26 protein-coding genes are annotated in these 18,109 nt (G+C 70.4%); 16 read left to right on the plus strand and 10 right to left on the minus strand.

From position 1 onward, the window contains the following. Positions 1 to 4 precede the first annotated feature (4 nt). Positions 5 to 217, plus strand: coding sequence for a DUF2949 domain-containing protein (locus KBY90_RS11245; protein ID WP_254968730.1), 213 nt, complete (start codon positions 5 to 7; stop codon positions 215 to 217). A 13-nt stretch (positions 218 to 230) separates the two neighbouring features. Here KBY90_RS11245 and KBY90_RS11250 read toward each other — a convergent pair whose 3' ends face one another. Then, the gene (locus tag KBY90_RS11250) at positions 231 to 749 is read right to left on the minus strand and encodes an adenine phosphoribosyltransferase (RefSeq protein ID WP_254968794.1); all 519 of its coding nucleotides are present in this window, start codon (positions 747 to 749) and stop codon (positions 231 to 233) included. Positions 750 to 874: 125 nt separating this feature from the next. On the opposite strand from KBY90_RS11250, the gene KBY90_RS11255 reads away from it, so the two are divergent. The 8 genes from KBY90_RS11255 to KBY90_RS11290 all read left to right on the plus strand — a co-directional run bounded on the left by KBY90_RS11255 (position 875) and on the right by KBY90_RS11290 (position 5,824). Next, positions 875 to 1,414: a DUF3038 domain-containing protein gene (locus tag KBY90_RS11255; RefSeq protein WP_254968731.1), complete on the plus strand. Its 540-nt coding sequence runs from the start codon at positions 875 to 877 to the stop codon at positions 1,412 to 1,414. Between the two features lie 5 nt (positions 1,415 to 1,419). Beyond that, positions 1,420 to 2,082, plus strand: a complete 663-nt coding sequence (locus tag KBY90_RS11260; protein WP_254968733.1) for a DUF4335 domain-containing protein — start codon at positions 1,420 to 1,422, stop codon at positions 2,080 to 2,082. Positions 2,083 to 2,149: 67 nt separating this feature from the next. Beyond that, on the plus strand, positions 2,150 to 2,398 hold the full coding sequence (locus tag KBY90_RS11265; RefSeq protein WP_254968734.1) for a hypothetical protein: 249 nt from the start codon (positions 2,150 to 2,152) through the stop codon (positions 2,396 to 2,398). Beyond that, positions 2,395 to 2,769, plus strand: a complete 375-nt coding sequence (locus KBY90_RS11270) for a hypothetical protein (RefSeq protein WP_254968735.1) — start codon at positions 2,395 to 2,397, stop codon at positions 2,767 to 2,769. Before KBY90_RS11265 ends, KBY90_RS11270 begins: the two co-directional genes overlap by 4 nt. Before the next feature lie 249 nt (positions 2,770 to 3,018). Then, on the plus strand, positions 3,019 to 3,855 hold the full coding sequence (gene ppk2, locus KBY90_RS11275; RefSeq protein WP_254968795.1) for a polyphosphate kinase 2: 837 nt from the start codon (positions 3,019 to 3,021) through the stop codon (positions 3,853 to 3,855). A 243-nt stretch (positions 3,856 to 4,098) separates the two neighbouring features. Further along, the gene (locus KBY90_RS11280) at positions 4,099 to 4,431 is read left to right on the plus strand and encodes a hypothetical protein (protein ID WP_254968736.1); all 333 of its coding nucleotides are present in this window, start codon (positions 4,099 to 4,101) and stop codon (positions 4,429 to 4,431) included. 8 nt (positions 4,432 to 4,439) lie between these two features. Next, entirely contained in the window at positions 4,440 to 5,612 is a 1,173-nt protein-coding gene (locus KBY90_RS11285) for a glutaredoxin domain-containing protein (protein ID WP_254968737.1), read from the plus strand. Between the two features lie 77 nt (positions 5,613 to 5,689). Next, a complete protein-coding gene (locus KBY90_RS11290) occupies positions 5,690 to 5,824 on the plus strand; it encodes a hypothetical protein (RefSeq protein WP_254968738.1) in 135 nt (44 codons plus the stop codon). A 42-nt stretch (positions 5,825 to 5,866) separates the two neighbouring features. On the opposite strand, the gene KBY90_RS11295 is transcribed toward KBY90_RS11290, so the two are convergent. From KBY90_RS11295 to KBY90_RS11305, 3 genes are all read right to left on the minus strand, one after another. After that, on the minus strand, positions 5,867 to 6,232 hold the full coding sequence (locus KBY90_RS11295) for an AbrB family transcriptional regulator (protein ID WP_254968796.1): 366 nt from the start codon (positions 6,230 to 6,232) through the stop codon (positions 5,867 to 5,869). Positions 6,233 to 6,342: 110 nt separating this feature from the next. Continuing rightward, positions 6,343 to 6,864 (minus strand): thermonuclease family protein, encoded by a 522-nt coding sequence (locus tag KBY90_RS11300; RefSeq protein ID WP_254968740.1) that lies wholly within the window; start codon positions 6,862 to 6,864, stop codon positions 6,343 to 6,345. Beyond that, positions 6,864 to 7,328 (minus strand): hypothetical protein, encoded by a 465-nt coding sequence (locus KBY90_RS11305; RefSeq protein ID WP_254968742.1) that lies wholly within the window; start codon positions 7,326 to 7,328, stop codon positions 6,864 to 6,866. The genes KBY90_RS11300 and KBY90_RS11305 overlap by 1 nt, the downstream gene beginning before the upstream one ends. 287 nt (positions 7,329 to 7,615) lie before the next feature. Between KBY90_RS11305 and KBY90_RS11310 the strand changes: the two genes are divergently transcribed. Further along, positions 7,616 to 8,323 (plus strand): hypothetical protein, encoded by a 708-nt coding sequence (locus KBY90_RS11310; RefSeq protein WP_254968744.1) that lies wholly within the window; start codon positions 7,616 to 7,618, stop codon positions 8,321 to 8,323. On the opposite strand, the gene pta is transcribed toward KBY90_RS11310, so the two are convergent. Both pta and KBY90_RS11320 read right to left on the minus strand, forming a co-directional pair. Then, on the minus strand, positions 8,298 to 10,400 hold the full coding sequence (pta, locus tag KBY90_RS11315) for a phosphate acetyltransferase (protein WP_254968745.1): 2,103 nt from the start codon (positions 10,398 to 10,400) through the stop codon (positions 8,298 to 8,300). The two genes, KBY90_RS11310 and pta, sit on opposite strands and share 26 nt — an antisense overlap. 163 nt (positions 10,401 to 10,563) lie before the next feature. Next, positions 10,564 to 10,842, minus strand: coding sequence for an RNA-binding protein (locus KBY90_RS11320; protein ID WP_254968746.1), 279 nt, complete (start codon positions 10,840 to 10,842; stop codon positions 10,564 to 10,566). A gap of 220 nt (positions 10,843 to 11,062) precedes the next feature. Here KBY90_RS11320 and KBY90_RS11325 point away from each other — a divergent pair, with 220 nt between their 5' ends. Further along, positions 11,063 to 11,437, plus strand: a complete 375-nt coding sequence (locus tag KBY90_RS11325) for a DoxX family protein (RefSeq protein ID WP_254968747.1) — start codon at positions 11,063 to 11,065, stop codon at positions 11,435 to 11,437. Here KBY90_RS11325 and KBY90_RS11330 read toward each other — a convergent pair. The 3 genes from KBY90_RS11330 to KBY90_RS11340 are packed head-to-tail and all read right to left on the minus strand — an operon-like array spanning position 11,419 to position 13,291. Beyond that, positions 11,419 to 12,381 carry a bile acid:sodium symporter family protein gene (locus KBY90_RS11330; RefSeq protein ID WP_254968748.1) on the minus strand — a complete coding sequence of 321 codons (963 nt, stop codon included), beginning with the start codon at positions 12,379 to 12,381 and terminating at the stop codon, positions 11,419 to 11,421. The two genes, KBY90_RS11325 and KBY90_RS11330, sit on opposite strands and share 19 nt — an antisense overlap. 56 nt (positions 12,382 to 12,437) lie before the next feature. Beyond that, complete coding sequence (locus KBY90_RS11335; protein ID WP_254968749.1) at positions 12,438 to 12,995, minus strand: DUF924 family protein; 558 nt, start codon at positions 12,993 to 12,995, stop codon at positions 12,438 to 12,440. Beyond that, positions 12,995 to 13,291 carry an MTH1187 family thiamine-binding protein gene (locus KBY90_RS11340; protein ID WP_254968751.1) on the minus strand — a complete coding sequence of 99 codons (297 nt, stop codon included), beginning with the start codon at positions 13,289 to 13,291 and terminating at the stop codon, positions 12,995 to 12,997. Before KBY90_RS11340 ends, KBY90_RS11335 begins: the two co-directional genes overlap by 1 nt. Before the next feature lie 185 nt (positions 13,292 to 13,476). Here KBY90_RS11340 and KBY90_RS11345 point away from each other — a divergent pair, with 185 nt between their 5' ends. The 5 genes from KBY90_RS11345 to KBY90_RS11365 all read left to right on the plus strand — a co-directional run bounded on the left by KBY90_RS11345 (position 13,477) and on the right by KBY90_RS11365 (position 17,576). Then, positions 13,477 to 13,995: a hypothetical protein gene (locus KBY90_RS11345; protein WP_254968753.1), complete on the plus strand. Its 519-nt coding sequence runs from the start codon at positions 13,477 to 13,479 to the stop codon at positions 13,993 to 13,995. Continuing rightward, complete coding sequence (locus KBY90_RS11350; RefSeq protein WP_254968754.1) at positions 13,992 to 14,510, plus strand: DUF3122 domain-containing protein; 519 nt, start codon at positions 13,992 to 13,994, stop codon at positions 14,508 to 14,510. The genes KBY90_RS11345 and KBY90_RS11350 overlap by 4 nt, the downstream gene beginning before the upstream one ends. A gap of 195 nt (positions 14,511 to 14,705) precedes the next feature. Beyond that, positions 14,706 to 15,107, plus strand: a complete 402-nt coding sequence (locus KBY90_RS11355; protein WP_254968755.1) for a DUF6858 family protein — start codon at positions 14,706 to 14,708, stop codon at positions 15,105 to 15,107. After that, positions 15,107 to 16,078: an arsenic resistance protein gene (locus KBY90_RS11360; protein WP_254968757.1), complete on the plus strand. Its 972-nt coding sequence runs from the start codon at positions 15,107 to 15,109 to the stop codon at positions 16,076 to 16,078. The genes KBY90_RS11355 and KBY90_RS11360 overlap by 1 nt, the downstream gene beginning before the upstream one ends. A 193-nt stretch (positions 16,079 to 16,271) precedes the next feature. Further along, entirely contained in the window at positions 16,272 to 17,576 is a 1,305-nt protein-coding gene (locus KBY90_RS11365; protein ID WP_254968759.1) for an NAD(P)/FAD-dependent oxidoreductase, read from the plus strand. Positions 17,577 to 17,603: 27 nt separating this feature from the next. Here the strand turns inward: KBY90_RS11365 and KBY90_RS11370 are convergent, their stop codons facing one another. After that, on the minus strand, positions 17,604 to 18,035 hold the full coding sequence (locus tag KBY90_RS11370; protein WP_254968760.1) for an Hsp20/alpha crystallin family protein: 432 nt from the start codon (positions 18,033 to 18,035) through the stop codon (positions 17,604 to 17,606). Between the last annotated feature and the right edge of the window lie 74 nt (positions 18,036 to 18,109).

Below are 18,109 nucleotides of genomic sequence, written 5' to 3' on the forward strand. Positions count from 1 at the left end.
CGCCATGGTGCACAGCTCCAGCCCACTGCCACCGCCCTCGCCCGCCCTGCTGCGCTTCCTGCGCCAGGACCTCGAGCTCAGCGAGAACGCCCTGGAGCTGGGGCTGCGCCAGGCCCGCCAGGAGTCGGCGCCGCTGCCGGTGGTGCTCTGGCGCTACGGCCTGCTCAGCCTGGAGCAGCTGGAGCAGGTGCTGCAGTGGCAGGACGGCAACAGCTAGCGGCGGAGCGCGCTCAGGCGTAGATGATCAGCGACTCCACCGGATGCTCGGGGGGCAGGCGCCGGCGCCCCTCCAGGGCCGCCAGTTCGGCCACGAACCCGAAGCCGCAGAGGCTGCCGCCGGCCGCCTCCACCAGCTGCGCACAGGCGGCGGCAGTGCCGCCCGTGGCCAGCAGATCGTCCACCACCAGCACCCGCTGGCCGTCGGCCAGGGCGTCGCTGTGGATCTCCAGGCGGTCGCTGCCGTACTCCAGGGCGTAGTCCACGCCGGTGACCTCGCCGGGCAGCTTGCCGGGCTTGCGCACCGGCACGAAACCCAGCCGCACGGTGGTGGCCAGGGCGGTGCCCACGATGAAGCCGCGCGATTCGATGCCCACGATCAGGTCGGGCTGGAGCTGCTCGCAGAGATCGGCGAGGCGGCGGATCACCTCCTGCCAGCCCGCCGGATCGCGCATCAGCGGGGTGAGGTCGCGGAACAGGATGCCCGGCTTGGGGAAATCGGGCACATCGCGCACCAGGCGCCGCAGATCCACTGGTTCGGCCTGATCAAGCAGGTCGGCCTGATCCACCGTGTCGGCCTGGTCCAGAGGGGTGGCCGGATCCAGAGGCTCGCGCATGAAGGTGACGGTGGGAGGCGCAGGCTGGCATCATCGCAGCCATGCCCGACTCCTCCTCCGAGCCCCAGGCCACGCCGCTGTCGCGGCGGGGGCTGGAGCGGCTCGACCTGCTGCTGCTCAGCGCCGAGGCCCTCGACCTCAACGGCGGCGAGGCGATGGTGTGGATGAGCGAGCAGATGGGCTTCTCCGCCCTGTTCCCCAACCGGGTGGAGCTCTGGAAGCGCCGCTGCCACAATCCCCTGCGCCGCGCCACCCGTCGGGGCCAGCTCAAGCCGGCGGAGACCGATGCCCTGATGCGCATCCTCTGCGCCCTGGCCGACCGGCTCTACCCGCTGCTGCGGGCGCTGCTGGCCAGCAATGAGCCCGAGGCGGTGCGCCAGCGCCGCTGGGAGCTGTTCGAGGGGCGGCTGGCCGAGCTGGTGCGCGAGCGCATGAATCCCCGCCGGGTGGGCGTCCAGACCCTGCTCGATCCCCGGCGCGGCGCCCGGCAGCGGCGTCAGCTGATCCAGTCCCTGGCCCTCGGCGCCGGCACCGGGGGCTATGAGCGCCTGCGCGCCAGCCTGCACGACCCCGCGGTGTGACGTCCATGAAACAGACACTGCGCTACGACCAGGTGAGCTGCCGGTTGCAGGTCGAGGGCCTGCCCGATCTCTCCAGCGGCCAGGCCCAGGACGCCCTGGGGATCATCACCGGCTGGACGCTGCGCTGGCCGGGCCGTCCCGAGCTGGAGGGGCGCCGGGAGCACCTGCTTTCGCTGATGGCGGTGGTGCTCCCCTACGCCCGCCTGCTGATCAGCGGCGTCGGCCGCCCCGTCGGCGGCGCCGACACGCCGGTGAGCATCGCCCCCCGGCCGGAGGGGGGCCACCGCCTGCAGCTGCGCAGCAGCCAGCCGGACACGCCCCCCCTGGAGCTGGAGCTGGACGATGCCGAACTCGCCGATCTGGTGCGGGTGCTCGACGAGCTGCGGCTCGATCCCCGGCTGCAGGTGAAGCTCGACCTGCCGGAGCCCCGGCCGCTGCAGCCCCGGGAGGTGCTGGAGCGGATGCCCCTGGGGCGACGGCTGGCGGCGCCGGTGGGGGGCGCCCTTGCCCTCGCCCTGGCCGCCACCCTCGGCGCCCTGCTGCCTGAGCCGGCCCCGCAGCGGCAGACCACCGGTGCGCGTGAGACACCCTCTGCGCCGGGCTCCGCAGCGCCACCGTCCTCCCAGCAGCCAGCCACGGCCCCGCAACCCTCCGGCCCGCCCCGGTGATGGAGCCCAACCCGGCGAACCCTGACGGCTGCTTGACGGCCAGGATTGTGCACACAGACTGGCTGCCATGTCCCTGATGACCTGGTCGGAACTGCGCATCCGCGTCGCACGCCTCGGCGCGGCCCTCGATGTGGTGGTGCGCAGCGATCCGGAGGTGTGCGGCCTGAGCGGCGAGGGCTTTCACCTCTCCCTGCACCACGGCGGCCAGGGCGACTGCACGGTGGGCAATCTCAACCTGATCGACTGCCCCAACGAACTGGTGCTGATGGAGTTCGAGCGCTGGATGCGTGGCGCCGGCCATGTGCTGGAGGTATGACCGGTACCCGGCGCCGATCCCTGCAGCTGCCCCACACCGTCTCGGCGGATCGGCCGGCAACGGCACGTCGGCGGGGCGTCTCCCGCTGGCGGCTGTTCTGGACCGGCCTGCTCTACGTGGCCCTGGGCTCGGCGATGCTGGTGGGGCTGATGCAGCTGCCGGAGCGCCTGGATGCGTTTCTGCTTCTCAGCACATCCATTGCCAAGCTGATCGCCGGTCTGCAGGGTGTGGTGGTGGGGCTGCTGCAGCTGCTGGCCGTCGCGCTGGTGGTCCTGGTGGCCCTGCTGGCCCTGGTGCTGCTGGTGGGCGGCATGGTGCGACTGGTGCGCTGCCTGCTCCCCCGTCCGAGGCGCCCCCGGGTGTCGTCCTGACCACCCCATTCCCCCATTCCCGCCATGGGCAAAAGCGACTCCAAGAAGAAGACCAAGCTCAAGCTCAAGTCGGCGGATGGGGACCCCGGCGCCAGGACCTCCAGCGGCAGGAAGGGCACGATCAAGCTCCAGGGCCAAGGCAAGGGAGGCAAGCCTGACAAGGACGGCAAGGCCCGGAGCCTGGTGCGGGTGGTGCCCCGTTACGGGCCCCTCAGCGACCGCTACTACCCCTCCGCCCTGCTCGATGACATGAAGGGCGACAACAGCAACGGGGACGGATACAGCCCGGCCGAGGACGGTGGCTTCAGCAAGCTCGACCGCAAGTTCTACGAGAAGGAACTCACCCGGCTCCAGGTGGAGCTGGTGAAGATGCAGTACTGGATCAAGGCCACCGGCTACCGCCTGATCGTGCTGTTCGAGGGGCGGGATGCCGCCGGCAAGGGCGGCACCATCAAGCGCGTCACCGAACCGCTCAACCCCCGCGGCTGCCGGGTGGTGGCCCTGGGCACCCCCAGCGACCAGCAGAAGAGCCAGTGGTATTTCCAGCGCTACGTGGAGCACTTCCCCAGCGCCGGCGAGATCGTGATCTTCGACCGCAGCTGGTACAACCGCGCCGGAGTGGAGCGGGTGATGGGCTTCTGCACCCCCGAGCAGGTGGAGGAGTTCATGCAGAGCTGCCCCGAGTTCGAGCGCATGCTGGTGCGCTCCGGCATCACCCTGCTCAAGTACTGGTTCTCGGTGAGCGATCAGGAGCAGGAAGCGCGCTTCCAGTCGCGCACCGAAGACCCCACCCGGCGCTGGAAGCTCAGCCCGATGGACCTGCAGGCCCGGGAGAAGTGGGCGGAGTTCTCCCATGCCAAGGACGACATGTTCTCCCACACCAACATCCCCGAGGCGCCCTGGTTCACCGTGGAGGCCGATGACAAGCGGAGGGCGCGGCTGAACTGCATCTCCCACCTGCTCAGCAAGGTGCCCTACACCGACATGACGCCGCCGGCGATCGAGCTGCCGCCGCGCCCGAAGCACCCCAACCTGGAGCGGCCGCCGCGCTGGGAGCAGTTCTTCGTGCCCAACCGCTACCCCTGATCAGCCCCCCAGGCGCTGGAACCACAGGCCCGCCAGCTGCCAGCTGCTCCACAGGAAGATCACCAGGAACAGCCAGTTCAGCCAGGCGGGCCGCCGGGGAGGTTCTGGGGTCATGGAGGCGGGCGCGACCGGGATGCCGTGGATGCCTCCAGGCTGCCCCATCACCCCCGGCCGCCGGGCCGGCGTTCGTGACATTCCTTGACGCCGGCCGGCTGGCGACGACGTTCCCCTTAGTCTCCGCCCATGGGCAGTCCGATCGGCAAGGAAGAGTTCCTGCGCCGCGCGCACGAGCGCTTCGGGGACAAGTACGACTACAGCGGCATCGTCTACAAGAGCTTCAAGACCCCCATCAAGATCCGCTGCCGGTTGCACCCGGTGAAGGAGATCTCGATCACACCCGAAAAGCATCTGCAGACCACCGGCGGCTGCAAGTTCTGCCTGCGGGAGATGCGGGTGCGCATGCTTGAGCGAGAGCTCAACCGCGACAGCGCCGAGCGCCCTGCCCTGGGGTCCGGCCCTGCCCTCGAGTCCGGCCCTGCCCCGGTGTCCTGGCCGGCCGGCGACCGCCAGGTCTGATCCGGGCCATGGGGTGGCTTCGCCCGCGGCACGCCGCGCTCCTGGTCACCGGCCTGCTGGTGGCCCTGCTGACCCTTGTGGCGCCGGCACTGGCCCCGGCAGTGACCCCGGCACTGGCCCAGGTGCAGCCGGGCTCGGCCCAGCAGCAGCCGCTGGTGCTGAACGTGTTCGTGCGCCAGGGCTGCCCCCACTGCGACCACGCCAAGGCCTTCCTGCCGGAGCTGCAGCGCCGGCACCCGGAGCTGCAGGTGCGCCTGCGCTGGGTGGATGCCGACGCAGGCGCGCGCCAGGAGCTGCTGGAGCGCTCCCGTCAGGCCGGGGTCCAGGCACCGGGGGTGCCGAGCTTCGCCCTGGGGGAGGAGCTGCTGGTGGGCTTCGACAACCCGGCCGGCCGGGGCCAGGAGCTGCTGGCCCTGGTGGAGCGGCGCAGCCCCGTGGTGGGGGAGGTGCGCGCCGGACCGCTGGGCACCCTCAGCGCCACCCGTCTGGGGCTGCCGGTCTTCACCCTGGTGCTGGGGCTGCTGGACGGCTTCAACCCCTGCGCCATGTGGGTGCTGCTGTTCCTGCTGTCGCTGATGGTGCACTGGCGCGACCGGCGCCGCATGGCGCTGGTGGCCGGCATCTTCGTGCTGGTGAGCGGGGCGGTGTACTTCCTGTTCATGGCCGCCTGGCTGAACGTGTTCCTGGTGCTGGGCCTGAGCACCCCGCTGCGGCTGGTGCTGGCGGCGCTGGCGGTCACGGTGGGGGTGGTGAACCTGCGCGAGGCCGCCACCGCCCCGGCCACCTACACCTTCGCGATTCCGGAGTCCGCCAGGCCGGGCCTGTACGCGCGCATGCGCCGGGTGATCCAGAGCCGCTCCCTGCTGCCGGCCCTGGCCGGAGTGACGGTGCTGGCGGTGCTGGTGAACCTCGTGGAACTGCTCTGCACCGCCGGGCTGCCGGCCATCTACACCGCCGTGCTCAGCCAGCAGAGCCTGCCGCCGCTGGCCCACTACGGCTACCTGGGGCTGTACATCGCCGGCTACATCGCAGACGACGCGCTGATGGTGGCTCTGGCGGTGTGGGCCCTGAGCAGCAACAAGCTCACCGAGCGCGGCGGGCGCATCCTCAAGGGCATCAGCGGCGGGGTGATGGTGCTGCTGGCCCTGGTGCTGCTGCTGCGCCCCGGCTGGCTGTTCTGATGCTGCCAGCGACCCGTGACAGGGGGGATGCCACGCCGGCTGGAGATGCACACAATCGGGAGGCACGCCACAACCCGATGGTCCGTCTGCTTCCCGGAGTGATCACCGCCCTGATGCTGGGGGTGATGGTCACCACCGGCCCCGCCCTGGCCCACTGCCAGCAGCAGGGCGGTTCCCACAGCAGCGCCACCGGCAGCCAGGGTTACCGCTGAGGATCACCGGGGCCGGACTGCGGCCCCGGTCGCGGCTGCGGATCACTCGTCCTCGTCGGCGCCGCCGATGGGGATGAGCTTGATCTGCTTGCGGCCCAGCTTGATCTCGAATTCGTCGCCGGGCTGGAGCCCCAGCTGGGCGGTGTAGGCCTTGCCCACCAGCAGGTTGCCGTTGAACTGCACCTTGGTGACGTAGCTGAGCTTGCGGCCACCCTTGCCGCGGCCCTGGCCGGTTTCACCCAGGCTCACCCCCTTGGCCTCCAGCAGCGCCTCGTAGAAGGCCGTGAAGTTGAGGCGTTCACCACCATCCTTCTTGGTGCTCACGTAGCCGCACTCGCGCACGAGTTCGGACTTGGTGGCATCGCCGAGTTCCTTGACCTTGGCCAGCAGTTCCGCACCGGTGAGCATGGGATGGATAAGCAACCAGCAGAAGATAACGCTTGGCGCAACAGCGTCAATAGCGGGTTTCGCAGCCTCGGGGCTCATCCTCCGGTGTTGCCATCTGCCAAGCCATCTCCCTACTTCCGGCGGAAGTTCCAGGGTCTGGTGATGCCTCCCGGCACCTGCCAGACGCCAAGGCGATCAACCTGCGCGCGGGATTCGGCAGCGCGATAGGCCTGGCCATCGCACTGACCGAGATGACGGCGATAGACGAACGCCTGGCCGTCGGCCACCAGCGCCAGGTTGATGTTCTCCTGCGCGAACACCTCCGCCACCAGGCGTCCATAGCGGTCCCTGTCCTTCTCCTCCAGCCGCACCGGACTCCCCGGCGGCAGACGCCGCTGCAGGGCCCGGCGGGCCTGCCCGCCGTGGGGGCGCTGGGCCATCTCGGGAGCATCGATGCAGGCCAGCCTGACGCTGATCAAGGCGCTGCCGCGCTTCACCCGGATCGTGTCGCCATCAGCGATCGACACCACCCGTGCCGCGTCATGGCCGGCGACACAGGCGCCGGCGAGCAGGGCCGGGACCGCCAGCGCCCCCAGACCCCACCAGCGGGCCCGGGCCAGCGGGGGCGGGCTCGGCACGACCGGGGTGCTCATCAGTCGCGGGCCGCAGCGCAGGACGCCTCCCCCTCCCGCAGGCTGGCGGTGATGGCGGTGATCAGTTCACGGCCCTGTGCGGCCCAGTCCTGCCGGAGCTTGAACCCCAGCACCACGGAATCCCCGTCGCTGCGGCGCAGCACGAACACCTCCCCGAGGGAGGGAGCGGGGATCGGCGTGGTGAACGCCTCCCCCTCCACCATGCGCCCCAGGATCCGTCGCTGCAGGGGCGTGCCGTCCCGGCTCTGGCCCGCCAGGAACGCCACCTTGACGGTGTCACGCAGCTCCGCTGGGGTCATGCCGGCCTTGGTGTCGGTGACTTCCGGCGGAAAGCGCACGGCGGTGAGGCTGAAGCGCTCCTCACCGGCTGCCGCCCCGGGCGGGTGGGCCACCAGCAGAGCATCGAGTCCCACCGGCTGCGGTGCGGACAGGGGCAGCGGCGAGCGGAAGCAGAATCCGTGCATCGCGGTGGTGGACTGGGCCCGTGCAGGGCTCGCCAGGCTGAGCAAGAGCGCCGCGGGAACCAGGGCGGCGGCCGGCGCAGCCGCCCGGCACCATGCAAGCGGGGAACGGTGAGCAGCCATGGATCCGCAACGCGATCCAGGCCATCCTGCTGCCGGCGGCTGCCGCCAGCCCATACCGCCCTGCGGCGAAGGACGGCGACGCTGACGGGCTCGCTTCGACATAATCCTTTACATTTGCAGGGGCCGCCGTCGCGCCCGGTTCGCTGGATTGCCGCCAAGCTCCCGCCATGGACGCGCTCCATTCCCCCTGTTTCGTTCTCGCTCCCGCCGGCGAGCTGCCGCTCGAGCCCTCCGGCTGGGAGGAGCTCAGCCGGCTTCAGGCCCGCAGCATCGCGGCAGCGGAACGGCTGCGCCTGTTCCGCGTTCCGGGGGGGTGGAGTGGTTCCCTCGATGCCCTGGTCGATTCGGCAGGGGTCTCGGAGCGGCCCTTCTGCGATGCCCTCGTGCCGGCCATCGGGGTGGAGTCCCTGCACCTCGGCGTCTATGAGCTGCGCTGGCGCGGCTCGCCTGACGCTGTGGCGATCCCGCTCGCCGCGGGTGGCGCGTCCCGGCGGCTGGAGGCGATCCGCTGCCTCGATCGCCTGCCCCTGCGGGAGGTGGCCAACGAAGCCTGCTGGTTCTATCCCACTGAGGACGGGGCCTACCTGAGCTGGAGCAACCGCTGCGAGGTGCGCCTGGAGCCGGGGCATCTGCCTGACCGTCCCCCGACCCAGGCCCCGCTGGACTACCGCCACGAGCGGCTGCGCCTGCTGTGGTCGCTGATGGCGGACGACGAGGCGATGACCTGTGTGGGGCTCACCTACAACCGCCGCCGCATCGAGTGGCCGGTCGCCCTCGAGAACGGCGAGCCCAGCGCCGCCTGGACCTGGTTCAGCGTCGATTCCCGGGCCGAGCGTCCCTACCGGGAGATCAGCCGCTGCCAGCGGCCGCGCTGACGCCCTGGGCCTGGATGGCGGTAATCATGATGGTGCTCACGATGTCCTCCACGCTGCAGCCCCGGCTGAGGTCGTTCACGGGTTTCTTCAGCCCCTGCAGGATCGGGCCGATCGCGACCGCCCCGGTTTCACGCTGCACGGCCTTGTAGGTGTTGTTGCCGGTGTTCAGATCCGGGAACACCAGCACCGTGGCCCGGCCAGCCACGGCCGAACCCGGCAGCTTCTGCAGGGCCACGTCCGCACTCACGGCGGCGTCGTACTGAATGGGACCCTCGATCAGCAGCCCGGGCCAGGCCTCCCGGGCCAGGGCGGTGGCCCGGCGCACCTTCTCCACCTCCTCGCCCTGGCCGGAATCGCCGGAGGAATAGGAGAGCATGGCCACGCGCGGCTCCAGGCCCAGGTCCTGGGCGGTGCGGGCCGAGCTGATGGCGATCTGCGCCAGCTGTGCGGCGTCGGGCCGGGGATTGACGGCGCAGTCGCCATAGATCACCACCCGGTCGTCGAGCAGCATCACGAACACCGAGGAGATCAGCGCCACCCCCGGCCGGGTGCGGATCAGCTGCAGCGCGGGACGGATGGTGTGCTGGGTGGTGTGGATGGCGCCGGACACCATGCCGTCGGCATCACCGCACAGCACCATCATCGTGGCGTAGGTGGTGCCGTCCAGCAGGTGATCGTGGGCGATGTCGCGCGTGGCTCCCTTGTGCCGGCGGCAGGTGAGGTAGGTGTCGATGTAGTGCTCCATCCGCTCGCTGTGCTGTGGATGGATCACGCTGAGGGCATCGAGGTCGAGAGCGATGGCCTCCCGCCGCAGCACCTGTTCGATGGCGGCCTGCTCCCCCAGCAGGATCAGGTCGGCCAGCCCCTGGGCCTGCACCCGCGCCGCCGCCCGCAGAATGCGCGGCTCCAGGCTCTCCGGCAGCACGATCCGCTGCGGCGCCCCGCGGGCCCGCAGGGTGAGGCTGTGGTGCAGCATCCGCGCCGTCGGCTCCGGCGGCGGGGCCAGGTTCACCGCCTGCAGCAGGCGCTCCCCGTGACCATGGCGCTCGAAGGTTTCGATGCTCAGGTGAATCTTCTCGCGGTCATCGGGCCTGAGGCTGGTGTGGATGTCCCGCAGACGTGACACCGTGGTGAAGGTGTCGGTGGGCACCGCCAGGATGGGCAGCGGCTCCAGGAGTCCCTGGATGAGCCGGTCGATCGCCGGCTCGGGCTTCATGCCCGAGAGCAGGATCCCCGCGAGGTTGGGGTAGTTGCGCGATTCATGGGCCTGGAGCATGCCCATGATCACGTCGCCCCGGTCCCCCGGCGTGACCACCAGGCTGCCCTCGCGCAGCCAGTCGAGGGCGTGCTGCATCTGCATCGCGGCCACCATCTGATGCAGGGCCAGCCGCTCCAGCGCGGCATGCCCGTAGAGCACCTCCGCCTCCAGGTGGTGGGCGATGTCGCGCACACGGGGACTGATGAGGCGCCGGTCGAAGGGGATCACGCTCAGCACCCAGCCGCTGCCCCCGAACTCCCGCTCCAGGTCCTGGCGCAGGGCATCGACGCGGTCGGGATCGGCCTTGTTGAGCACGATGCCGACGATCCGGCAGCCATGGCGCCGGTAGGTCTCCACCGCCAGCCGCACCGGGCGCAGGGCATCGTCGCTGTCGCGCCGGTGGGCGTTGCCGAGGATCAGGATCGGGCAGCCGAGGTTGCGGGCGATCTCCTGGTTGAGGTTGAACTCGAAGGCGGAACCCTCGCCGAGGTAGTCGGAGCTCTCGCAGAGCATGAAGCTGCCGTCTCCGGCCAGGGCCTCGTAGCGGCTGATGATCTGCTCCAGGCCGTCGTTGATGCGGTTGGCGGCGATCAGGTCGTTCATCGCCGCGGTCGACAGGCCGAAGGAGTCGTCGGCGCGCTGCGGCAGCGCAAAGCTGCTCAGGATCAGCTCGATGTCCTCATCCGGGGTGTCCTGGATCACCGGCCGGAAGAAGCGCACGCGATCGGTGCGCCGCAGCAGCTCGTGGATGAGGCCCAGGGCCACCAGCGCCTTGCCGCTGCCCGCCTCGGTGGTGCTGATGTAGAGGGCCCTGCTCATCGGCGCGGAGACGGCTGGCGACAGCATCGCCCCGGCCGCCGGGATCAGCGTGTATCGGCTCGCCGCGGTCGCCGCCCTCGCTGGCGGGTCTTCGGCACGAAAAAAGCCGCCCCTGGGGGCGGCGGGCTGGTGTCACCAGACTGGTGTCACCTGGACTGGAAGGTCACCAGCGCGAGCGGCCACCACCGCCGGCGGGGGCGGGGCGGGGTTCGGCCTTGTTGACGCGGATGTTGCGGCCCATCCACTCGACGTCCTGGAGGTCGTCGATGGCCTTGGTTTCCTCGCTGGCGCTCGCCATCTCGACGAAGGCGAAGCCACGCTTGCGGCCGGTTTCCCGGTCCAGGGGCAGGGTGCACTTGCGCACGTCGCCGTATTCGGCGAACAGGTGCTGGAGGTCCTCCACTTCGGCATCGAAGGAGAGGTTGCCCACGTAAATGGTCATGAAAGAAATGAAACTATGAACCCGATTCGTCGAAAGCCCTGAAGAAAGTTGCTGGCCTGGTGGAGAAATCCCGTGGAACTCGCCGCGCTGGGGAGAAACCCGCTGAAGACTGATCGCTGAATCGGCTCAACCCTACAGCACCTCGATGGACAGTCAGCAGATTGCCCCTGGGGCCTGGCCGGCGCTGCCGCCAGACTGGGGCTGACTGACGGCCAACCCCATGCCCGAGCAGACCACGCGCCCCTCCCTGCTGAACCGGGTCGCCCGGGTGCTGCTCTGCCTGGTGTTCCTCCACTCGCTGATCGGCAAGCTCACGGGCTTCGCCGGGCCGGCCGGCGCCATCGCCGCCAAGGGGCTGCCGCTGGCGCCGCTGCTGCTGGTGATGGCCATGGCCCTGATGGCCGTGGGCTCCGCCCTGGTGATCAGCGGCTGGAAGGCCCGCCTGGGCGCGGTGCTGCTGCTGGTGTTCCTGGTGCCCACCACGCTGATCTTCCACGGGGATGTGGGCGATGCCGCCGAGCGGATCCAGCTGCTTAAGAACCTGGCGATCGTGGGCGGCCTGCTGCTGGTGGCCGATCAGGACGGACGACCCTGAGGAACGGCCTGGGCGCCCGAGGTTCCCGCCACTCCGCGCCGCCGCCACCAGCTGGCCAGCAGGCTTCCCAGCACCGCATGCACCACCGCCGAGACGGCACCGGGCAGGGCCGTGAGCGGGGCTGCGGCAAAGCCGGAGCGGGCCAGCACCACCGCCAGCCCGGAGTTCTGCATGCCCACCTCGATGCTGATCGTGCGCCGCACCGGCGGCGGCTGGCCCGCCGCCGAGGGGATCAGCCAGCCCAGCAGGAAGCCGATGCCGTGCAGCAGCAGGGCCGCCAGCAGCAGCAGGGGGCCCTGATCCAGCAGCGCCTGGCGCTGGCTGCCGACGATGCTGGCCACGATCAGCACGACCGCCAGCACCGCCAGGGGCGGCATCACCGGCGCGATCGCACGGGCCAGGCGGGGGACACCCCGCCTGAGGGCCACACCGGTGGCCACCGGCAGCAGCACCACCTGGAGCACGTCCAGCAGCAGCCTCCAGCCGTCGACGGGCACGTAGCGGCCGGCCAGCAGGCCGGTGAGCGCCGGGGTGAGCAGCACCGCCGCCAGGGTGCTCGCCGTGGTCATCACCACCGAGAGCGCCACGTCGGCCCGGGCGATCAGGGTCACCACGTTGCTGGCCGTGCCGCCGGGGCAGCAGCCCACAAGGATCAGGCCCACCGCCAGCGGCGGCTCCAGCCGCAACGCCCAGGCCAGCGCCGCCGCCAGTGCGGGCATCACGGCGAACTGGGCGAACACCCCGAGGGCGGCCGGGCGGGGACGCAGCAGCACCCGTCGGAAATCGGCCGCCTGCAGCTCCAGGCCCATGCCCAGCATCACCAGGGCCAGCGCCAGCACGATCAGCGGGCCCTGCAGCCAGGTGAACAACCAGGGGAAGGGCAGGGCCAGGGCCACCCCCACCACCGTCCAGACGGGAAACAGCAGGGTGAACCGCTCCAGCACCGCCCACCCACGCCCCAGGTGGCGGGACCCTACCCCGCCCCGTCGGGCCGGAGGGATCAGAAGCCGGAGCCCGGGGTCTGCAGAAAGGCCAGTTCCTCCGGCGTCGACGGGCGGCCCAGGGCGGCATTGCGGTGGGGAAAGCGGCCGAAGCGGGCGATCACCTCGCGGTGGCGGCGGGCGAAGTCCAGCGTGCGCCCATCGCTGAAGCGCGCGAACAGCGGCAGGGCCGCCTCCTGCACCGCCAGCTCCTCGCTGTGCATCAGCGGCATCAGCCAGAACTGCCGCCGTGCCTGCTCAGGTTCCGCGGCCACCCAGCCGTCGTCCACGGCACGGCGGCTGAGGGCCAGGGCCTGGGGGTCACCGGCGAAGGCCGTGGCCGTGCCCCGCCAGATCTGGCGGGGGAACTGATCCAGGAGCAGCACCAGGGCCAGGGCGCTCTGCGGCTCCTCGCCCCAGGGGCTCAGCGCGCCGGCCACCGCCGCCCGGGTGAGGGCGCAGAAGCGATCCTGCACCTGGGCGTCAAAGGCCGGATCCTTGGCGAACCACTGATGCGGACTGGCCTCCTCGAACCAGAAGCGCAGAACATCGGCCGGATGCGGTCCGTGGTTCGGCATCAGAGCAGGGCCTGCACGCTGGCCACCTTGTCCTCCAGGGTCTGCTCCCGGTCGGTGCGGGTGTTGATCTTCACCGTGGTGTAGAGGCGCGGGCAGCCCATGGCGTGCACCGCCCGGTGGCAGGCCTCGATGGCGGCGAACACCGGGCCCCACTCCCCTTCGATGGCGGTGCCGTTCGGGTGCAGCTGGAACTTCAGGCCGGCCTCGCTGAGCACCCTCTCGCAGGTGGCGATGTAGGGGGCCAGATGCACGCCGACGCCGATCGGCACCACGCACAGATCCACGATCACCTTCATGGCCGCCGAGAGTTCCGTGCAGCCATCGTGGGACCGTCAGCCCTGTGCATGACGCCGGCGGGCACGGGCCTCACATCCTGGCGCAATAACGGTATCGTGATCACGTGACGTGCTCCTGCCGCGCCCCCGGTCCCGTCCTCCCCTCCTCTTCTCTCCTTTCCGTTCTCGTCACTGAGCCGCCTGCCATGTCTCCACTGATGCCCCGCGAGCTGGAGGCCCTCCAGTGCGCCCTCGACCTGGCCTACCAGGGCTGGGCGAGCTGCGATCAGGTGATCCGGCGACACGGTGAGGTGCGCCCGTTCTCCCGCATCCGCGATGCCGAGCGGCGGCGGATCCACCAGCTCTGGCGGCTGTTCATCAGTCACGGTCTGCCGATTCCAGAGAATCCCTGGGCAGGAGCGATCCCCTCGGCGGAGTCCCTGCCGGAAGCCTGTGCCCGGGCCCTGGAACAGGAACGCGCCCGCTTGCGGTGCTGCGCGCGGCTGCTGGCCGGGGTGGACCAGGAGGATCTGCGCACCGCCCTGAGCGACCTGGCCGAGGCCAGCGAAGCGCGGCACCTGCCGGCCTTCGAGCGCTGCGGCCAGTGCCGCAACACCGCTGCCGGCGGCTGCCCGGATGGGCCCTCCCGGCCGGCTTCCGCTCCGCCGCGGCGCTGCGTGGCGCGGACCCATCAGGACTGGCTGTGGGAGGCGGCATGCTCATGAGGCGCAGCCGAGGCCAGGCACGGTCGGCCGGCAAGCGGTTCGCGCCCGGCGCCGCCTTCGCCGCGGCGATCGGGCTGGCGCTGCTGGTGCTGCTGATCGCTCCCTCCGTCGGCCTGGCGCTGGAGCCCCAGCGCTGGACGCTGCAGGACCAGAACGGCCAGCCCTGGTCGCTCACCCTGCTGGAGCAGGCGGATCCCAGCTATCCCCCAGGCCTGCGGCTGCGCCTCACCGACCGCTCGCGTCAGCACCCCCTGGACCATCGCCGCCCGCTGCTGCTGCGCGACGGGGCCGGCGGCAGCTGGGAGCTGGCCAACCGCAGCGAAGAGCTGGTGCCGGCCGGCACGGAGGCGCTGCCCCCAGGCTCAGCCCAGTTCGACCTGGCCGGCCTGGAGCCCAGACCCCGTGCCGAGCTGCCGCTGGCCCTGGCCGTGCCGCTGCAGTCCGGGGCTGAGGCCCGGCTGGTGGCTGGTGCGGCCACGGTGGCGGCGCTGCACGGGGCGGCGGAGGGCGCCTGAGGGCAACAGCAGGGCTCCCGAAGTGTCCCCTCTCCCCCCGGGTGCGTGGCGAAGGGGCCAGGACCGCCGCCATGGCCATCCTCTGTCTTGCGCCTCCAGGCTTGCGTCTACGGCCTTGCGCCTACAACCTTACCGTTATGTAGCATTGAGGTGGTGGCGTCTGTCGGCGCCCGGTGTCACTCCCCTGCCAGCGCCATGAAGCAGACCGTCCTGCTGGAGAAGTATCCGGTATACGAGCTGGAGCTCGACAAGCGCGAAACCACCTACCAGAACGCCCAGGAGGTGATCGAGGCTCTCAAGGCGATGATCAAGGCTCACCCATTGGTGTCCTACATCGGCGACTTCGACCACTACACCCACACCCGCAATCTGGATGCCGGCGAGATCGCTCCCGAGATCAAGGATGCGCGCCTGGTGGTGTTCTGCTTCGGCGTCAAGCTGCCCAACCCCCATGTGCTGGCGGTGCGTCCCCGCTCGATCGGCGTGGCCGACATGGGCGACCGCTTCGTGATCAATTTCCTCGAGCCGCCGATGCCGGTGGCCACCGAGGCGATGGAGGGCTGGGTGAAATCCCTGCGCAATCGGAGCCAGGACTGATGGGGCTGCTGTTCGCGTTGCAGAAGCGGCTGGTGTGGGCCGTGCCGGGCGCCATGGTGCTCGGGCTGATCTGGGGGGCGCTGCTGCCCTCCGGCTGGCTGGCGTCGCTGGTGATCCCGCTCACCTTTCTGATGGTCTACCCGATGCTGGTGGATCTGCGCCTGCCGCTGCTGTTCGGCGGCAAGGACGTGCGCCTGCAGCTCACCGCCCAGGCCATCAACTTCCTGGTGATCCCCTTCGTGGCCTACGGCATCGGCCGCTGGTTCTTCCCCAGCCAGCCCCTGGTGGCGCTCGGCCTGCTGCTGGCCGCCCTGCTGCCCACCAGCGGCATGACCATCTCCTGGACGGGCTTCGCCAAGGGCAACCTGGAGGCGGCCGTGCGGATGACGGTGGTGGGCCTGGTGCTGGGCTCGCTGGCCACGCCGCTCTATGCCAAGGCGCTGCTGGGAGCGGTGGTGGAGGTGCCGATGGCGAAGGTGTTCCAGCAGATCCTGATCATCGTGTTCCTGCCCCTGCTGCTGGGTCAGATCACCCGCGCGGTTCTGATCGCCCGCACGGGGGAGGAGCACTACCGCAAGGTGCTCAAGCCCCGCTTCCCGCCCTTCTCCACCCTGGGGGTGATCGGCATCGTGTTCGTGGCGATGGCCCTCAAGGCGGAGCTGATCGTGAGCCAGCCCTTCCTGCTGGTGCGCATGCTGATCCCGCTGCTGCTGCTCTACGGCATCAACTTCGTGCTCAGCACCCTGGTGGGGCAGCGGTTCTTCGACCGTGGCGACGGCATCGCCCTGGTGTACGGCACGGTGATGCGCAACCTCTCGATCGCCCTCGCCCTGGCGATGACGGCCTTCGGCAAGGAGGGATCGGAGATCGCCCTGATCATCGCCCTCGCCTACATCGTGCAGGTGCAGGCAGCGGCCTGGTATGTGAAGTTCTCCGACCGCCTGTTCGGTCCGGCACCCCATCCCTACTGAGCGTCTTCCAGTGGAGCGTCATCAGGCGCAACCTTTCTCAACCCGAATGTCCCTGCCGGCTGCGCGAACAGGCCTCCCTTTCTAGGTTGAATCCATCCCATCGATCCCTGATTCCCCTGTCCCACGACTGGAGGCCCTTCGGGAATCTTCCAGAGCAGATCCACGTCATACAGATCCACATCGGAGGTGAGCCATGGCACGGGCGGTCGTGATCGGAGCGGGGCTCGGAGGACTGCCCGCGGCCTACGAACTGCGGCACCATCTGCCGAAGGACTGTGACGTCACCCTCATCGCCGGCGAGCCGCAGTTCACCTTCATCCCTGGCCTGGTGCAGGTGGCCCTCGGCCACAAGCCCCTGGAGCACGTGCAGCAGGATCTGCACGCGCTTGCCCGGCGCCACCATCTCACGCTGGTGGACCGTGCCGTGACCGCCATCGATCCCGCCGGCCGCCGCATCACCGTGGCGGGCGGGGAGACGGTGGACTACGACCAGGTGCTGATCGCCACCGGCGCCGCCCTGGCCTTCGACCTGATCCCCGGGCTGGGGCCCCACGGCGGCCACACCCAGTCGATCTGCACGCCGGAGCATGCGCTGCAGGCCCGCGAGGCCTGGCAGCGCTTCCTCGAGGAACCAGGCCCGCTGGTGGTGGGGGCCGCTCCGGGTGCCGGCTGTTTCGGGCCCGCCTACGAGTTCCTGCTGATGGCCGACCACGACCTGCGCCGCCGCGGCCTGCGCGAGCGGGTGCCGATCACCTACGTGACCCCCGAGCCCTACGTGGGGCATTTGGGGGTCTCCGGGGTGAAAAACGCCCGCGAGCTCACCACCCAGCTGATGGCCGAGCGCGGCATCGAGGTGATCGACAGCATGCGCATCACCGCCGTGGAGCCGCAGCGGCTGCTGCTGGAGAACGGCCGGGCGCTGCCCTTCGGCTACGCCATGGTGCTGCCGTCGTTCCGCGGCGTGTCGTTCATCCGCGACTGCCCCGGCCTCGGCGACGAGAAAGGCTTCATCCCGGTGGACCCCACCATGCGCCACCCCCGCTTCGAGAGCGTCCACGCCGCGGGGGTGAGCGTGAAGCTGGTGCAGCCGGACCCCACCCCGATCCCGATCGGTCTGCCCAAGAGCGGCCAGATGACCGAGGCGATGGCCACCGCCGCCGCCCACAACATCGCCGTGGAGATGGGCGCCCTTCCGGGTCCCCTGCAGGTGCCCACCCTGGAGGCCCTCTGCTTCGCCGAGTTCGGCCCCACCGGCATCGCCTACATCGCCGCGCCGGTGCTGCCCGATCCGGAGACGGGCCGGCGGCGCTCCTCCTACGCCGTGCGCGGTCCCTGGGTGGTGTGGGCGAAGGCGGCGTTCGAGGAGTACTTCATGCTCAAGATCCGCTACGGCGCCGGCCTGCCCTGGTTCGAGCGGCTGGGCCTGCGGGCCCTGTTCCGGCTCCGGCTGTTCAGGCCGGCCCCGCCACGGCAGGCACCGCAGATCGCCGGCACCTGATGGTCACCGCCGCGGGGCGCTCAGACCTCAGCCGTCCACCTGCACGGTCACACTGGTAACCTTGTTGGCCTTGGGGGCCGTGACGGTGAGCACGCCATCGCGGTAGGAGGCCCGCAGCTGGTCGCGGTCGATGGCCTGGGGGAAGCGGAAGCTGCGGCTCCAGGTGCCGTAGCGGAATTCGCTCAGCAGCGGAGCCTTGGCCTCCGTGGAGCCTTCCGGCTCGGCGGGCTGCTGGCGATGGCTGCGGCGCTCGGCGCTGATCACCAGGCTGCGGTCGGTGGCCTTCACGTCGATGGCGGCCTTGTCGACGCCGGGCAGCTCGAGCAGCAGCTCATAGGCCTCGGGGGTCTCATGCACCTCGGCGGCGGGCACGCGCTCAGCGGTGTGGAGCTGCTGGCTGAGCTGCTGCTCGAGGCGGTCAAACAGATCGAAGGGAGAAGACGAACGCAGGCTGAGCATGGCTGGGATGGCGAAGGATGGGTCGCGGGGTCGTCATTCGCCCCCGGTGCAAGCACTGTGGCCGCGGTGATCCA

This window comes from Cyanobium sp. CH-040 (genome assembly GCF_024346135.1).
Lineage (GTDB): Bacteria > Cyanobacteriota > Cyanobacteriia > PCC-6307 > Cyanobiaceae > NIES-981.

Coding starts and splice junctions, on each gene's coding strand:
- KBY90_RS11290 (WP_254968738.1), top strand. CDS start 5,690: ATGGTCCGTCTGCTTCCCGGAGTGATCACCGCCCTGATGCTGGGGGTG.
- KBY90_RS11295 (WP_254968796.1), bottom strand. CDS start 6,232: ATGCTCACCGGTGCGGAACTGCTGGCCAAGGTCAAGGAACTCGGCGAT.
- KBY90_RS11300 (WP_254968740.1), bottom strand. CDS start 6,864: ATGAGCACCCCGGTCGTGCCGAGCCCGCCCCCGCTGGCCCGGGCCCGC.
- KBY90_RS11325 (WP_254968747.1), top strand. CDS start 11,063: ATGCCCGAGCAGACCACGCGCCCCTCCCTGCTGAACCGGGTCGCCCGG.
- KBY90_RS11335 (WP_254968749.1), bottom strand. CDS start 12,995: ATGCCGAACCACGGACCGCATCCGGCCGATGTTCTGCGCTTCTGGTTC.
- KBY90_RS11285 (WP_254968737.1), top strand. CDS start 4,440: ATGGGGTGGCTTCGCCCGCGGCACGCCGCGCTCCTGGTCACCGGCCTG.
- KBY90_RS11320 (WP_254968746.1), bottom strand. CDS start 10,842: ATGACCATTTACGTGGGCAACCTCTCCTTCGATGCCGAAGTGGAGGAC.
- KBY90_RS11280 (WP_254968736.1), top strand. CDS start 4,099: ATGGGCAGTCCGATCGGCAAGGAAGAGTTCCTGCGCCGCGCGCACGAG.
- KBY90_RS11270 (WP_254968735.1), top strand. CDS start 2,395: ATGACCGGTACCCGGCGCCGATCCCTGCAGCTGCCCCACACCGTCTCG.
- KBY90_RS11365 (WP_254968759.1), top strand. CDS start 16,272: ATGGCACGGGCGGTCGTGATCGGAGCGGGGCTCGGAGGACTGCCCGCG.
- KBY90_RS11245 (WP_254968730.1), top strand. CDS start 5: ATGGTGCACAGCTCCAGCCCACTGCCACCGCCCTCGCCCGCCCTGCTG.
- KBY90_RS11305 (WP_254968742.1), bottom strand. CDS start 7,328: ATGCACGGATTCTGCTTCCGCTCGCCGCTGCCCCTGTCCGCACCGCAG.
- KBY90_RS11370 (WP_254968760.1), bottom strand. CDS start 18,035: ATGCTCAGCCTGCGTTCGTCTTCTCCCTTCGATCTGTTTGACCGCCTC.
- KBY90_RS11265 (WP_254968734.1), top strand. CDS start 2,150: ATGTCCCTGATGACCTGGTCGGAACTGCGCATCCGCGTCGCACGCCTC.
- KBY90_RS11255 (WP_254968731.1), top strand. CDS start 875: ATGCCCGACTCCTCCTCCGAGCCCCAGGCCACGCCGCTGTCGCGGCGG.
- KBY90_RS11350 (WP_254968754.1), top strand. CDS start 13,992: ATGAGGCGCAGCCGAGGCCAGGCACGGTCGGCCGGCAAGCGGTTCGCG.
- KBY90_RS11340 (WP_254968751.1), bottom strand. CDS start 13,291: ATGAAGGTGATCGTGGATCTGTGCGTGGTGCCGATCGGCGTCGGCGTG.
- KBY90_RS11345 (WP_254968753.1), top strand. CDS start 13,477: ATGTCTCCACTGATGCCCCGCGAGCTGGAGGCCCTCCAGTGCGCCCTC.
- ppk2 (WP_254968795.1), top strand. CDS start 3,019: ATGAAGGGCGACAACAGCAACGGGGACGGATACAGCCCGGCCGAGGAC.
- pta (WP_254968745.1), bottom strand. CDS start 10,400: ATGAGCAGGGCCCTCTACATCAGCACCACCGAGGCGGGCAGCGGCAAG.
- KBY90_RS11355 (WP_254968755.1), top strand. CDS start 14,706: ATGAAGCAGACCGTCCTGCTGGAGAAGTATCCGGTATACGAGCTGGAG.
- KBY90_RS11360 (WP_254968757.1), top strand. CDS start 15,107: ATGGGGCTGCTGTTCGCGTTGCAGAAGCGGCTGGTGTGGGCCGTGCCG.
- KBY90_RS11260 (WP_254968733.1), top strand. CDS start 1,420: ATGAAACAGACACTGCGCTACGACCAGGTGAGCTGCCGGTTGCAGGTC.
- KBY90_RS11310 (WP_254968744.1), top strand. CDS start 7,616: ATGGACGCGCTCCATTCCCCCTGTTTCGTTCTCGCTCCCGCCGGCGAG.